This window comes from Polyangium mundeleinium (assembly GCF_028369105.1).
In the GTDB taxonomy this organism is placed as follows: Bacteria; Myxococcota_A; Polyangia; order Polyangiales; family Polyangiaceae; genus Polyangium; species Polyangium mundeleinium.
Window position 1 is genome coordinate 6,549,673 of record NZ_JAQNDO010000001.1, and the last position, 14,715, is coordinate 6,564,387.

Below are 14,715 nucleotides of genomic sequence, written 5' to 3' on the forward strand. Positions count from 1 at the left end.
CTCCGCCAGCCTTGCTCGAGGCCCACCCGGAGCTCCGCGCGCTCATGGACCGGTCCGAGCATTTCCGAACGATCGAGGCGCGCGATCGCATCGAATTGGACGGGCGCACGCATTACATCGTGCGCGGCGATACGCTCGGCAGCCGCGAGGAGCTCTTCGTCGATGCCCTCTGTCGTGGCGCGTCGCCCGAGAGCGGCGACCTGCCGAGCCGCGCGCTCTTCCTCGATCTGCCACCGGCGTTGAAGGACGTGATCCGCCGCATGACGCGGCAGGATCCCGAAGACGGATTCGACAAAGGGTCCGGCGGTTCGGGCCCAGGAGGTTGAAACATGGGAATCATCGATCCAGTTCTGGAGCGCAAGGTCGAGGAATTGAAGCAACGTCTCCCCACCGTCGACATCGACGGCCAGACGTTTTATGTCGCCGAGGGCGATCTCCTGTTCGAGGAGGCGCGCCTCCCGGAGTATCTGCCGAACGCGGCCAACGTGCAGTCGCCGAACCAGCCTGCCGGCGGCCAGGGGCTCCTCGGGGTCGCGGTGAATGGCCGGAGTGTGCGCTGGCCGTCGGGCCTCCTGCTCTCCTACCGCGTGCTCGCGTCGACGTTCAACGGCGACGAGGCGTACGCGTTGGTACGCGACAACATGGCGGCGGCGGCGCGCGACTGGGAGAAGACCTGCGGCGTGGAGTTCCAGCACGCCGCCGCGCTCGACACCACGGACCGGCGCGACGTGGATGTCGTGTTCACGGTGCGCGCGTTCGATTCGGGCGGCCGCTTCATCGCCGCCGCGTTTTTCCCCAACACGCCCGCCGAGCGGCGAACGCTCCTCGTCGACCCGTCTTACTTCTCCGCCAATCTCGGGTTTGACCGCGTCGGCATCCTCAGGCACGAGCTCGGCCACGTCCTCGGCTTCCGCCACGAGCACATCCGGAGCGGCGCGCCGCCGGTCTGCCCGCAGGAGAGCCTCGCCAACACCATCGACCTCACGAAGTACGACCCTCAATCGGTCATGCATTACTACTGCGGTCGCGTGGGGAGCCGTGAGATGGCGATCACGCCGCTCGACAAGGAAGGGGCGCAGCGCGTGTATGGCCCGCCTGTCGCGCGACCCCGCCGCGCCGCCTGATCACCTGCTCGGCGGTTTTTGGTCCGCCGAGCGGAAAACTCCCCGCACGCAACCATCGAGATAGAACGCGACGCCGAACGCCGGCGCTCGGAAGAGAGGTCTCCATGAAGGTGTCCGTGAACGACATTTCCAAGCTCGACGAGGCCATCCGCACCCTGGAGGCCAGGACCGATCAACCGGATCGCGCCGAGACTTTGTCGATGCTGCGCGCCGCGCGGAAGCAAGCCGAACGCGCGCTCGGGACGCCGCTCGGGATTACGAGCGCCGTGCTGAGCAGCGACGAGCTGGCGCTGTCCTTGGCGATGAGCGCCATGAGCGGCTCCGCCCCCCCCACGCCCGACGCCGCCTCCGAACAACTCGTCAGTCCCCGACAATATGCGGATCTCGATCCGGGCTGGCTCCAATCCTTCTTCCACTACCTCCGATCCAAGCGGCTCCCTTTCCCGACGCACGACGCGGGCGTGCCCGCGGGCCAGCCCGGGAGCGGGGTCATCCACGTCGCGAACGACATCACGCTCGCCCTTGCGGGCGACTGGGGCACCGGCAATACGTCGTCCCGCGCGATCGCGCGACATATCGCGTCGCTCGCGCCGCGGCCGAACTACACCATCCACCTCGGCGACGTGTACTACTCCGGGACGCTCGACGAGGAGCAAGAGCGCTTCGTCGCCTTGTGGCCGTCGGGCGCCGACGGCGCCTTTGCGCTCAATTCGAACCACGAGATGTACTCCGGCGGCGTGGGCTACTTCCACGTGGCGCTCGAGGACCCCAAATTCTCGCTGCAGCGGGGCTTGAGCTACTTCGCCCTCGAGAATGCGAGCTGGATCGTCTTCGGGCTGGACAGCGCCTACGGGTCGGATGCGTGCCTCTACCAGAAAGGGGAGCTCAATCCCGTGCAGATCGCCTTCCTTGCGGTCCACGGCGAGCGCGCGCGCGCGGCGCACAAGCGGGTCGTGGTGCTCACACACCACCAGCCCATCGAGTTCGACGGCTCCCTCGTCACGCCGCTCTGTGATCAGATCACGAGCGCCGTCGGGGTGAGGGAGATCTACTGGTACTGGGGCCATATTCATGGCGCCGCGGTGCTCGAACCGAAGGTCGTCCAGGGGGTGACCATCCACGGACGCTGCATCGGCCACGGCGGCGTCCCCTACGAGCCGCTGCACCTCACCCCCGCGCTGACGTGGGCGGAGGACCGCCTGGCCGGCGATCCCGAGGAGAAGCGGCGGGCGCTCAATGGCTTCGCGGTCGTGCAGCTCGAGGGGGCGACGATCCGCGAATCGTTCCTCGGCGAGGACGGGCAATTGCGCTACACGACGGCGACCGCCGCCGCGGCCTGAAGACGCGGGCGTGGATGGATGGCACTACGCCGCGGCAGGCAGGCCCGGTGCATGTTCGCGCTCGCCACCGGCGCGGATGACACGCACGATCGCAGCCGCGACGTGCTGGTAGAGCGCGAAGAACTCGTCGTCCCCGAACCGGGACCCGCTGTGGAGCAGGCTGCCGTTGAGCGGCCTGCTCTCGATCCGTGCGTCCTTGCGATCGTAGTGGCCGAGGACGTCCGCGTGATCGGCGATGAGGATGCCCCCGAGCTGGTCGGGGAGGGCCGCGTTCATGATTTGCCGGGCGCTGTCGACGATACCGTCGTTCGTCGACGCGTCGATCTCCGGCGGCGCGACGCCCGGCGCCCGGATCGCCTGCGCGGCATGCGCCCGGAGCAGCGTGACGTTCTCCCGGATCACGTCGCTCACGGCCGGCAGCGCGTATGCCGCGATGATGCTGCGCAGCGCGAGGAAAAAGGAACCCATCTCGGGTTCAGCGTCCGCGACCTCCGGCGTCACGGTGACGAAGCTCGTGATCTGGACGTGCCCATCGGAACGGCCCCCCGAGCGGAGCTGCGCGACGACCTGGGGCGCGAGATTGCCGATCAGATCGCGGCGGCTCAGGACATTGAGGAAGAACTTCAGCGTCTCCGGCTGCGACGACAGAATGCCGGCCGCGGCGTCGGCGCTTGCTTGCACGCGCGGCACCAGCACGGCGAGCCTCTGCAGCAAACACAGGACATCCGGCACGCTGCGCAGGTTCAGGATGGGCTCCTCGAAAAACCTCGCCACGTTGCTCGCGGCCAGGCTCGATCCGAGCAGCGGGGCCGCGAGCGTCGTCACCGACGTGATCTTGTCGCGCACCCGCGCGTACGGGCCCCAGGAATCGCCGGCCAGCGGCTTGTCCCAGGTGAGGAGCTCGGCGTCGAGGCCGCCCGTGCTATGCCCGACGAGGTGCACACGGCGCACCCCGCCGAGCGCCTCGTCGAGCGCGAGGATGCGCCCCAGCAAGAACTGCTGGCGCTCGGCGAGCCCTCGTGTGGGCTGCGTCCGGCATGGCACGACGGGTACGCAGCGGTCGAGGCGCGCCTCCAGCGCGCCGCGCAGCGTGGCGATCACCCGCTCGGCGAAGTAGTAGAATTCGCCGACGCGGCTGAACCCCAAAAAGCCGGGAACGAGGACGACGAGGTCGGTGACGGGATCATGCATGGCGAGGCCTCCTTCCTTGGTTTCTCTTTGAATGCCGACGCCGCTGGTCGGGCTTGGCGCGAACATGTCGCCAGCGTTCGCAGCGCGTTCGCAGCAATGAAATTGCAACTCTCGTTCCGGGGGATCGACGAACGAGCGCAAGCGGCTCGCGCCTCGTCGGAAGACACGATGGGCTAGCCGCCGGCAGCCGCCGTCACACGGGCGATGCCCACGAGCGGCCCGTCCACGAGCGGCCCGTCCGCGCTCGGGAGGAGGGGGCCCCCCCTGTCGGCGGGCGCCTGGGTGGAAGGGCGCGGCGAGGCGCCTTCGAGGAGCTGCGCGACGAAATCGTTGATGAACTTGCCCGTCGGATCGAGCGCGCGCTGCAGCTTGCGAAACCGGGTGAAGCGCTCCTGGTACATCGCCTCCATCTGCGTTGCATTCGCCCGCGTCGCTTTGCCGAGGTGGAGCTGCCCGCCGTACTTCCAGAGGATCTTCTCGACATCGGCGAACACGTCGGACGCGTCGACCGAGAGGCTGGGCGCGAGCTCGATGAAGCAGGTCCTCCGGCCGGCGCCCGGGCCGAGCAGGCTCTTCGATTGGTCGGGCGTGAAGCGGACCTCGACAATCGTCAAGAACCGCCTCTCCGCGAGGTGATCCATCACCTCGGCGAGGCACGCGCGGTGCTTGTCGTATGGGATGCCGTACTCGAGCTCATCGTGGTTGTAAAAGAGCTTGCGCGGGAAACCTTCGCGCGCTGGATAAACGGTGTGATGCCCGTTCATGGTGAGCTTGAAGAAGAGCAGGCCCAGGCTCGCGGTGACGTCCGAGATATCGAGGACCTTGGCGAGGCCGAGCAGGTAACCCGAGACCAGCATGTCGACGAGCTCCAGCCGCATCTTGTGCAGCCGAACGATCGACGACGGAGGCTCCACCGTGTGATCCCACGTGTTCATGCGGACGTGTTCGGTCTGGACGCCGGCGATGTAATAAAAGCTGACGTGGTGATGCTCGGCGAGGATCTCGTCGATGTGCCGCGCGACCCAGTCGCATCGGACGACCGTGACCGATTTCCGCAGGTTGAATGCATCGACGCACGCGATCTCCGCCTCGATGACGACGCCGCAAGCGCCCATCCCTCCGAGGACCGCGTGGAACGCCTCCTCCCCGGCCTCGAGCGTCCGGGCGCGGCCCTCGCCGTCGACGAGGCGGATCGAACGGATATTGGTGGATAAAAAGCCGGCGTCGCGCCCGGTCCCGTGGACATCGGTGGCGATCAGCCCGGCGATGCTCTGCGCGTCGGTCGAGCCCTGCACCGGCAGCGCGAGGCCGTGCTTCAGGAGCTCCGCGGTGAGGTCACGGAGCCGAATCCCCGCCTGCACGCGGACCAGCCGTTTCCTGACGTCCACCGACAAGATCTTCGCGTACTTGTCCAGGGAGAGCACCGTCCCCCCCGTCAGCGGGGATGCATTGAAGGAATGGCCACCGCCGACCGCCCGCAGCCGGACGGACTCCTTGACGATGCGGCAGATCTCCTCTTCGCTCTCCGGTGTTTCGAAGCGCTGCGGCTGAACGTTGAAGGCCCGGTTCCAGCTCGACCAGAGGCCGGTCCCCGGTGAAAAGCGCCCCTCGTGGAGCACCCGCTCGCCGCCCGAAAGGATGTAGACGGCCGTATTGACGGTGTTGATCGACCACGTACGCGCGACGCGCCGCACCTTGTCCGCCACGGCGTCCAGGCCGCGGAAGACGGAGTCCGAGCTGCTCATTGTACACCTCCCCGGTCACCAGAAAAACCGAATCCATGTTGGGTGTCAAGCGTTACTTGCTGCCCCAACACACATCCGCGCAACGGCTGGCTGGTTCTGAGCATTGGTTTCATCTCGAAGGCGCCGCGCTGGGGCTTTGCCCCAGGCCCCAGGAGGGGGCTGTCCGCCCCAGGAACCGCTCCCCAACAAATCCGCGACGTTACCCCCCGCGCGCACGTTTCCCGGAACGATTCAGAAGCGAAGCAGGCAGCGGGGGGAAGACTTCTCCGACGTTGCGCCCCATGAGCTGGGCCTCATCGAAGTAGACGTCGGTGGTCTCTTGCTTCTGATGTCCGAGGATCCGGCGAAGCTCGATCGGGCCGTACCGCCCGGAACGCGCCGCCCATGTCGCGCCCGTCGCCCGCAGCCCGTGCATGGTCAAGGGGATGTGCATCCTGGTTCGCTGGCGTAGGTCCGGGCGCGTCAGCCCCGCGCGATCGAGGTACATACTGAACGCGTCCGACACCTTGTAGACGTTGATCGGACAGATGACCCCGCTCCCGCCCGCGTCGTCGATCATCACCCGCAAGAGCGGGATCACGTTTGGTTCGAGCGTGAACGATCTACCGCGCCCGTTCTTGGGCGCCTTCTCTCGCTTCCGCTTGCGATCGTACGAGCGACAGATCGTGATCCGCTCGTGTGCAAGATCGATGTCCTCGCATCGGAGACGGGCGAACTCGCTCAGCCTGCACATGAGGTACACTGCGAGCGTGACGAGACGACGCGTTCGGATGGAGATCGCCTCGCATGCCACGAATCGGAGAAATTCCTCGGGGTAGAAGCAAGCGCGCGTCTGCTTCTTCGGCGTGGGGGGGCCCTTCACGCCTAGCGCGGGGTTGTCCGGCCGAACATAGAGATCGGGGTCTCCATCCTCGTCCGATGCCGCGGTGAGCATCGTGCGGAAGTAGGAGAAGTAGCGCGATGCGGTGTTCTCTGCGAGCCGATCAGCCGCTACTTCGTTGCGGCGTCCAGGGCGACGAGCCCGAGGCTGACGTCGAGCGCCGCGCCGCTTCGATGCACGAGGCCGGCGAGCTGGGGCCGGCGTCCTCGGGGGTACGTCCCGACGCACCCGCCAGCGGTCGATGCAGCCGCGCAAGAGCACGCGTGCAAGCGTGTGTCGCGACAAGCTTTTTGGCCGAATTATGGCCGCTCGCCCCCCCCGCATGCGGGGGTGGCCAAAATTCGACGTCGAGCGCGGTCACGGCCGCGAGACCTCGGGGAAGATTTCTACGCTCGCCGCTCGCCGCTCGCCGCGCGCCGCCTCGATGGAACCCGCGGAGCATGGTGTTGTTGTTGGCGGATCCGTAAAGGACGGCCGGGAGCCCGTCCCTGCCCTTGGCCCGCGGTGTCGCCTTTTCCAAGAAGTTGTCCGCACCAGTAGAACGAGTGACAATCGCGCGGAGTCTCACTCGCTCTCCTCAGCCAGTCAGCGCATGCCGCCGAAATTACCACACACCGCGACGCGACCGCCGCGCAAGGCACCCCATCCGGCGACCGTAGCTCAGGCGAAGGCGCCGCACGCGGCAAAGCAGCCTGTGCTCAAGGCGCCGCATCCAGCCACGGTCGTGCAGCGGCGAACGCCACACGCGGGCCAGGTGCTTCAGCGAATGGATTGGCAAGCACCGGACGACCCAGGGCCGCCGCCGAACGACCAGACGGTACAATTGCCGCCGAAGGATCCGTGGCGGCACCTAACGAACGCGACCTCGAGCAACGAATGGCCTCATCGCGGCAATGAGCTGCCGTTGGTTCAGATTCTCGTCGCTCAACAAATCGTGAAGTTGCTGCGGAGTGCTCAGATCGAGGCGCGGCTCGGCGGGAGCGTCGCCGCCCTGGGCTATTCGACGACGAGGGTTCCCGACGATATCGACATCGACATTCTGCCCAAAGGGAAGCACCTGGACGAAGGGAAGAAGGAGCTCGATCGGGCCACGGTGCTCATCTGCACACGCTTGACCAGGGGGTATCGGCTCGGAGCCGTTCGCGACTCTTGGTACTCCTATGTAATTGACCAGTTCACGCTGGACAAATCGACGGCATACGTCGTCTCTCTCGTGATCGACGGCAAGGTAGTGTGCAATCGACACAACGAGCGCTCCTATGAAGTGGAGATTCACGAAACTCCGCTTCAGCTCAAACTCCAGCTCATCAATGAGACCGCCTTCACCTTCATGATCAAGACCATCGACCCAGGGGAGGTCAGCGTAGAAAAATACAAAGAGGTCGCGGGCTTCTCTCGATTGGTCGCAAACTGCATCGGTCGCTACCTTCAGGATCCGAGGGGCCCAAAGAATGACCGTGAGCGTGCTCGCCAGATGCTTCGAGCCAAGTTGCTCTCAGCACAGCGGACCAAGGTAATAGCCGTGTGTGCGAGGATACTGCTCTACTTTGGCTTGAAGGACGACGATGGCGTCAAGTCGAAAAATGATCGACTGAACGCGGCGCAGCTACTCGACGAAATTGTGACCGAGTTGCGGATCGGTTTTTCTCAGGGTGAATTGCTGCACGAGCTGCAGCAGCGGGTGCCAACGCAAGAGCAACCACCGGTGGATGTATCGCTGTTGCTTCAGCAACTCAGTCAATTCGGAATTCTCAACTTTTTCAACATCACGAAGCAATAGGCGCCAACTTCACCAGCACTTCATGTCCCCCGGAAGCACGCGATGAGCAACCCGAATCGCGTTGATCTCCGGTCGCTCGGTCCCCACGAAGTTGCAGGTTCAACCGGCAGCGTGCGCGTCGCCGGCTTGAAACCCACCTCCATGGTCTTGCCACCGGCCCGTTGGAAGAACTGCGCATCGCGCAGTTCTTCCACCTTCGGTCCAGGCCGTGCCTGGTCCGGGTCGAGGGGCGGACAGCCCCCGCGGGGTCCGGGGCAGCGCCCCGGCGCGGCGGCCCAAGAAGACACCCATGCTCAGGCCCCGGCGACCCGTCTTCCGGCGACCCATACCTCGGCGAGATTGGCGCGGGAGGCCGTGTAGACGATTTTCGCGAGGACATCCTCGGGCGCGTCGAGCTCGTCGAAGAGCCGGATCGTGCCGTTCGGAGCCACGGTGTCGACGCGGACGGCGTCGAAGTGGCAGCCGGGCACGAAGCGGCCCGTCGGGAGATCGAGCGCGTCGGCGCCCGCGGCGGTCGCGAGATGGAAGGCGTCGCGGATGTCGATGCGGGACGAGGGCCGGCCGCGTGTCTCCGGCGGCAGCGCCGGATCGACGCCGCTCTCCAGCATGCGCGAGGCGGCGACGGCCCAACGGCAGGCGTCGAGCATGGAGGCGCTCGGGCCGCCGGAAATGTCCGTGCCCAGGCCGACGCGGACGCCCTTTGCGAGCGCCGCACGGAGCGGGAAGACCGCGTTCGAGAAATAGGCGTTCGACAGGGGACAATGCGCGATGCCCGCGCCGCGGGCGGCGATGCGGGCCATGTCGGAGGCCGTGATCAGGTTCGCATGGGCGAGGATCGATCGTCGCGTGAGGAGGCCGATCAAAGTTCGCCGGCAACATGGGAGCCCGCTCGAGCGCGGCGCCGCTCGCGTACACGAGCACGGGGAAGCACTTCTCGGTAGGACTTGACAAGGTGCGATCCCGGATGCTCGCGGCATTCGCGAACAAGAGGCGCATGTCATGAAGGCCATGGCGCTCCGGCAAACAGGGCAACCAATCGGCGGGAAGCCCTCGCAATACGATTCCAAGCTCCGGAGCGATCGCGTCGGCGAGCCAAAGTGTTCGCCGAGCCCCCGCGGGATCCTGAGTCCTACGCAAGTCGCGCCGCGGCAGCGATCGCACGGCAGAAGGGACAGCAGCGCGTTTGGCGAACCGGCAGACGGAGGGCTTACTCACAGGCCCTTGACGGGTCGAAGGTTCTAGCGTTCCCTAGCGGCCGTGTGCCGACTCAGATTCGCTGCCGGCTAGATTTTGGACCGAGGCCGCAGACGCGGCGGACGCGTGGGTTCCTCCTGACGACTCGCCCCGCGCGCTCAACCCTTCAGGAGTGAAAGCACCGGCGATGGGTGGGAGCAACACCGACCTCCAGGAAATCACGCGCGAACGCGATCTCTACGGGAAGCTGCTCGATCTCGGCGCAGCGGACGAGGTAGAGCAGCTCCTCCAGGGGGCCCTCTCGCTCATGGTCGAGTGCGCGGGGGCGCGGCGCGGGTACATCGAACTCGACGAACCGTCACGCAGCGGCGCGGCGCCCAGGTTCTGGGTGGCACACGGGTTCTCGCAGAGCGACATCCAGTCCATCCGGGCCTCCTCCTCGAGCGGAGTGATCGCCGAGGCGGTCGCCACGGGCGCGACGATCGTGACGGCCTCGGCGCTCGAAGATCCGCGCTTCCGTGACCGGGGCAGCGTACGCAAGAACAGCATCGAAGCTGTGCTGTGTGCGCCCATCGGGACTACGCCGACGCTCGGGGTTCTTTACCTCCAGGATCGCGATCGACCCGGGAGGTTCCCTGAAGAGGTGCGGCTCCTGGCCGAGAGGTTCGCGCGCCATCTTGCTGTCCTGGCCGATCGTCTGCTGATTCGCCGCCGTGTGCGCGACGAGGAGGACGCGACGCGCCCGCTCCGCGAGCGCCTGCGTGCCGACCGGATCGTGGGACGGAGCCCGGCGCTCGCCGCCGTGCTGCGCGAAGTCGTGGCAGCGGCGCCATCCCACGTGAACGTGCTCCTCACGGGCCCTTCCGGCACGGGGAAGACCCAGATCGCACGTGTCATCCACGAGAACAGCCCACGTGCCCGGGGACCCTTCGTCGAGGTGAGCTGCGCGGCGCTGCCCGAAACGCTCTTCGAGAACGAGATGTTCGGCGCGGTGAAGGGGGGACACTCCAGCGGACCGGTCGAAGGAAAAGTGACCGCGGCCCGCGGGGGAACGTTGTTCCTCGACGAGATCGGGGAGCTTCATCTGAACAACCAGGCGAAGCTCCTGCAGGTCCTCCAATCGAAGGAGTATTTCCCGCTCGGCAGCGCCAAACCCCTCACGGCGGACGTCCGTGTGATCGCTGCGACGAACGTGGATCTCAAAGCCGCCGTAGAGCGCAAGGCGTTCCGAGAGGATCTCTACTATCGGCTCGACGTGCTCACCATCCGCGTGCCCGCGCTCGCCGAGCGACGCGAGGACCTGGCCGATCTCGCCGCGCATTTTTGCAAGCGTGTGTGCGCAGAGAATGGCTTCCCGCACCTCGTGTTGTCCCCGGGCGCACGAATGGCGATCGAGGCGGCCGAGTGGCCGGGCAACGTCCGGCAGCTCTGCAACAAGATCGAGGCAGCAGCAGCGCGCGCGGCAGGCGAGGGCGTGCCCCAGATCGAGCGCAGGCACATCTTCCCCGAGGCCGATACGAGCACCAGTTCGGCGCCAGAGGAGCGCGCATCCACGCTCCAGGAAGCCGTGCACCGCTTCCAGGGGGATATGCTGCGAAAGACTCTGGAGGCGACCGGCTGGAATGTCATCGAGACAGCGAGCCGCCTCGATATCGCGCGCTCCACCATCTACAATATGATGAAGGTCCACGGCATCCCGCGACCACGGACGGGATGATGGAAGGGCAACTGCCGACTCGCACGGCCGCACCGGAGTCCTTCGCGGAAGATGACAGATTCCGCCTCCGAAACCTGCTTGGCAAGGGTAGTCTAGGCCTCGTCTACCAGGCGCGCGACGAGGAAATGGATGAGGACGTCGCGCTGAAGACGCTGCCACGCCTCGACCCGGAGCACATCTACCACATCAAGGAGGAGTTCCGGACCCTCGCCGGGATCACGCACCCGAACCTGGTCGAGCTACATGAGTTGTTCGTCGACGCGTCCCGCTGCTTCTTCACCATGGAGCTCGTCGACGGCGTGCCCTTCACGGAGCACGTACGCGGCCCGCGTGCGGAAGGCGTGCTCGGACGGCTCACCCTTGCACTCGAGCAGCTCGTGCGTGGTGTCGCGGCTTTGCACGCGGAGGGGAAGCTGCACCGTGACATCAAACCCTCCAACGTGCTTGTTTCGGGTGCGGGTCGCGTCGTGTTGCTCGATTTCGATCTTGCCACGTGTTTCCGGCCCGAGGATACGACCTACACAAGCTCGGCGAGGCTCTACGGCACGCCTCATTACATGCCGCCCGAGCAGATGTACGGAGAACAGCTCTCGCCTGCCGCGGACTGGTATGCCGTGGGGATCCTGATTTTCGAGGCCATGTGCGGACAGTTCCCCTTCGACGGGCCGTTCGCAGACATGCTCCGCAGCAAAGAGCGCGGTGCGCCTCCCTTGCTACGGACCGTTGCTTTGGATACGTCGCCGGTGTTGGACGAGCTCGTGCGTGCGCTGCTCCACCCGGATCCTCGGCGCCGCGCCGGGGAAACCGAAATCCTGGAGGCACTGCGTGGCGCCAAGACGCACAGGAGAACGACCGGGTTTCCCGCTGCCGCACCCGCCGCGCCGTTCGTCGGCCGTGACGACGAGAAGGCCGCCCTCCGCCGCGCCTACCATACGACGCACGAGGGAGCGCCGGCCATCGTGCACGTCACGGGTGCTTCCGGTCTGGGAAAAACCGAGCTCGTAAAACGATTTCTGCGCTCGATCGACGACGGTCAGCCGCTCATCTTGCGTGGTCAATGCCACCCGCAAGAGTCCGTTCCCTACAAGGGGCTCGATCGCATCGTCGATGCGTTGAGCCGCTATTTGATCTCGCTTCCGGAGGACGAGGCTGCGGCGTTACGCCCGCCGCGCGCGGCTGCACTGATGCGTGTGTTTCCGGTGCTGGGGAGGGTTCCTTCGCTGCACGGTGCTGGCGAGACGGAGGTGGAGGTCGACCCCCAAGAACTCCGCGCTGGTGGATTTCGCGCGCTCCGGGAGACACTCGCGCGAATCGCAGCACGGCGGCCCGTTGTGCTGTGGATCGACGACCTGCAATGGGGCGACGAGGATAGCGCCGCGCTGCTTCGTGAACTTGTACGGCCGCCTTCCGCCCCACCACTGCTCCTGCTCCTATCCTATCGGCGCGACGAAGCTGCCCGAGGCCGGCTGCTTGCAGGGTTATGGGATGGGGTTCCCCGCTCGTGGGTGCATGATGTGCCCGTCATGCCGCTCGAGACCAAGGCCGTCCGCGCGCTCGCAAGCGCCCTCGGTGGCGGGCCCGATGAAGGGAGGGTCACCGAGATTGCCGCGGAGTCCGATGGCTCGCCGCTCCTCGTAGGGCTCCTGGCGGGTGAGAGCCAGGCGGGCGGCGTGGTCACCAGCGAGGGGCCCGCACGACGCCGACCCTTGCAAGAGCTCATGCGTCGGCGCCTGGACCGCCTCGACGAGCGAGCACGTCGCATCCTGGAGATCACTGCGGTTGCAGGCCGGCCGCTCGAGCGTGCGCTGGTGCTGCGCGCAGCCGGCCTCAACGTTGGCCGGGCCGAGCTACTCATGCTCGTGCAGCAGCAGCTCTTGCGCGACGCGCGTGTCGCCGATCGGCCGGCGCTGCAGATGTACCACGATAGAATTCGCGAGGTGATCCTGGACGATTTGCCCGCCGAACGTGTCGCCGAATATCACCGGCGGCTCGCCGAGGCTCTGCTCGCGCGCGGCGCGTTGGATCCGGAGGCGCTCGTCGAGCACTGGCTGGGCGCCGGCGAGAGGCGAAGGGCAGGGGAGGTCGCGGCGTTGGCAGCCGAGCGCGCGGCGGCAGCGCTGGCGTTCGACCGCGCGGCGGCGCTCTACAGCCTGTCGCTCGAGCACGCCGACGAAGACGCGACCTCGCGCGCGGTGCTCCTTGAGAAGCTCGGGGAAGCGCTCTCGATGGCCGGGCGGGGGCGAGATTCGGCCGAGAGCTTCGAGGCCGCGGTGCGGATGCTCGCGGCGTGCGGCGGATCCGCCTCGCGATCAGCGATGTTCGACCTGCGTCGGCGAGCCGCCGAGGAGTACCTGCGCGCCGGACACGTGGATGCGGGGGTCGCCGCGCTCGAGCGGGTGCTCGACGACGTGGGCCTGCGGTATCCGCCATCGCCGGCTCGCGCCCTTGCCACGCGCGTCCTTGGGCATGCGCGTCTCGACCTGCGTGGGCTTTCGTTCACGCCTCGCAGTGCGGAGGAGGTCAGGCCGGACGACCTCGCCCGCATCGACGCTTGTTGGTCTGCGGGGCTCGGCCTGGCGTGGATCGATCGGGTCCGCACCTGGGCGTTTCAGGCGCAGTTTGCCCTCCTGGCGCTCGACGCAGGCGAGGGCCGGCGCGTGTCGCGCGCGCTCGCCGCGGAGGCCTCCGAACTCGCCGCCCGCGGCGGCGAGGCGCGGATGCGGAAGAGCGAGGGAATCATCTGCCACGCCCTGGAGCTCGCGGAGCAAAGCGGGGATCCGCGGTCGATCGCGTTCGCGACGTTGATGGACGGCTCGATCGCCTTCTATGCGGGGCGTTTCCGAAGGGGGGTCCAGCGATGCGAGGATGCACGGCAGATCGCCCGCGAGCGATGCCGGGGGGTCGCGTGGGAGATGACAACGGCCAACCTGCTCGGGCTGGCTTCACGCATCTATCTCGGTGAGGTCGCCGAGGTCTGCGAGGCGCTCCCGCAGCTCATCGAGGAGGCGCGATCACGCGGGGATCGCCTGGCTGCGGCGAGCCTGGCTGCGGGGCTGCCCAACCTCGCGTGGTTATGCGCGGACAACCCGGAGGAGGCTCGGCGCCGCATCGATGACGCCATGGCGCTCTGGGGCCAGCGGGATTTCCAGCTCCAGCATTACCTCGATCTGATCGCACGCGTACACCTCGACTTGTACCTCGGCGACGGGGATGCAGCCTTCGCGCGTGTGATGGGCGCGTGGTCCGCGCTGCGGTCGTCGTTTTACATGCTGGTGCAGAACTTCCGGGTGACACTGCTACATCTGCGCGCGCGGGCAGCGCTCGCGGCTGCGGCGTCTCGCCCGCGGAGGCGCGGGCTCCTAAGCCTCCTGCGAGGCATGGATCGTGAACGACTGCTTCGATCCGCAGAGGCGGACGCGACGCGGATCGCGCGTGAGGACGCGGGATGGGCGAGGCCACTCGCCGCATCGCTCCGGGCGGCGGCCGCCGCCGCGCGGGGGCAGCACAAGGACGCAACGGAAGGGCTCACGCGGGCCGCGAGCGGATTCGAACGGGTGGACATGGCGCTTCACGCAGCGGCAGCTCGGCACGCACGTGGGGCGCTCGAGGGAGGCGACACCAAGGCCGCGCTTCAACGAGAGAGCGCGGGCTGGATGGCGAGCCAGGGGGTGGTGCGCCCCGAGAAACTTGCCTGGGTGCTGGTGCCTGTCGGAGAGCAAGGGGCGTGAGTCGTAGGATGATCCC

General features: G+C 67.0%; 10 protein-coding genes. 6 read left to right on the forward strand and 4 right to left on the reverse strand.

Features of this window, described 5'->3' with window-relative positions; translation table 11 throughout:
* Positions 1–11 precede the first annotated feature (11 nt).
* From POL67_RS25950 to POL67_RS25960, 3 genes are all read left to right on the forward strand, one after another.
* A complete protein-coding gene (locus tag POL67_RS25950; RefSeq protein ID WP_271921714.1) occupies positions 12–326 on the forward strand; it encodes a hypothetical protein in 315 nt (104 codons plus the stop codon).
* A 3-nt stretch (positions 327–329) separates the two neighbouring features.
* A complete protein-coding gene (locus POL67_RS25955) occupies positions 330–1,124 on the forward strand; it encodes a matrixin family metalloprotease (RefSeq protein WP_271921716.1) in 795 nt (264 codons plus the stop codon).
* A 104-nt stretch (positions 1,125–1,228) separates the two neighbouring features.
* Positions 1,229–2,464, forward strand: coding sequence for a metallophosphoesterase family protein (locus POL67_RS25960; RefSeq protein WP_271921718.1), 1,236 nt, complete (start codon positions 1,229–1,231; stop codon positions 2,462–2,464).
* Positions 2,465–2,488: 24 nt separating this feature from the next.
* Here the strand turns inward: POL67_RS25960 and POL67_RS25965 are convergent, their stop codons facing one another.
* The 3 genes from POL67_RS25965 to POL67_RS25975 all read right to left on the reverse strand — a co-directional run bounded on the left by POL67_RS25965 (position 2,489) and on the right by POL67_RS25975 (position 6,334).
* Positions 2,489–3,655: a lipase family protein gene (locus POL67_RS25965; RefSeq protein WP_271921720.1), complete on the reverse strand. Its 1,167-nt coding sequence runs from the start codon at positions 3,653–3,655 to the stop codon at positions 2,489–2,491.
* Between the two features lie 173 nt (positions 3,656–3,828).
* The gene (locus tag POL67_RS25970; RefSeq protein ID WP_271921721.1) at positions 3,829–5,400 is read right to left on the reverse strand and encodes a D-arabinono-1,4-lactone oxidase; all 1,572 of its coding nucleotides are present in this window, start codon (positions 5,398–5,400) and stop codon (positions 3,829–3,831) included.
* Positions 5,401–5,599: 199 nt separating this feature from the next.
* Positions 5,600–6,334: a tyrosine-type recombinase/integrase gene (locus tag POL67_RS25975; protein ID WP_271921723.1), complete on the reverse strand. Its 735-nt coding sequence runs from the start codon at positions 6,332–6,334 to the stop codon at positions 5,600–5,602.
* 538 nt (positions 6,335–6,872) lie between these two features.
* Between POL67_RS25975 and POL67_RS25980 the strand changes: the two genes are divergently transcribed.
* Positions 6,873–8,060: a hypothetical protein gene (locus POL67_RS25980; RefSeq protein WP_271921725.1), complete on the forward strand. Its 1,188-nt coding sequence runs from the start codon at positions 6,873–6,875 to the stop codon at positions 8,058–8,060.
* Between the two features lie 293 nt (positions 8,061–8,353).
* Here POL67_RS25980 and POL67_RS25985 read toward each other — a convergent pair whose 3' ends face one another.
* Positions 8,354–8,923, reverse strand: a complete 570-nt coding sequence (locus tag POL67_RS25985; RefSeq protein ID WP_271921727.1) for an amidohydrolase family protein — start codon at positions 8,921–8,923, stop codon at positions 8,354–8,356.
* A 518-nt stretch (positions 8,924–9,441) separates the two neighbouring features.
* On the opposite strand from POL67_RS25985, the gene POL67_RS25990 reads away from it, so the two are divergent.
* Both POL67_RS25990 and POL67_RS25995 read left to right on the forward strand, forming a co-directional pair.
* Positions 9,442–10,971, forward strand: coding sequence for a sigma-54-dependent Fis family transcriptional regulator (locus POL67_RS25990; RefSeq protein ID WP_271921729.1), 1,530 nt, complete (start codon positions 9,442–9,444; stop codon positions 10,969–10,971).
* On the forward strand, positions 10,971–14,699 hold the full coding sequence (locus tag POL67_RS25995) for a serine/threonine-protein kinase (RefSeq protein WP_271930894.1): 3,729 nt from the start codon (positions 10,971–10,973) through the stop codon (positions 14,697–14,699). Before POL67_RS25990 ends, POL67_RS25995 begins: the two co-directional genes overlap by 1 nt.
* Positions 14,700–14,715 lie beyond the last annotated feature (16 nt).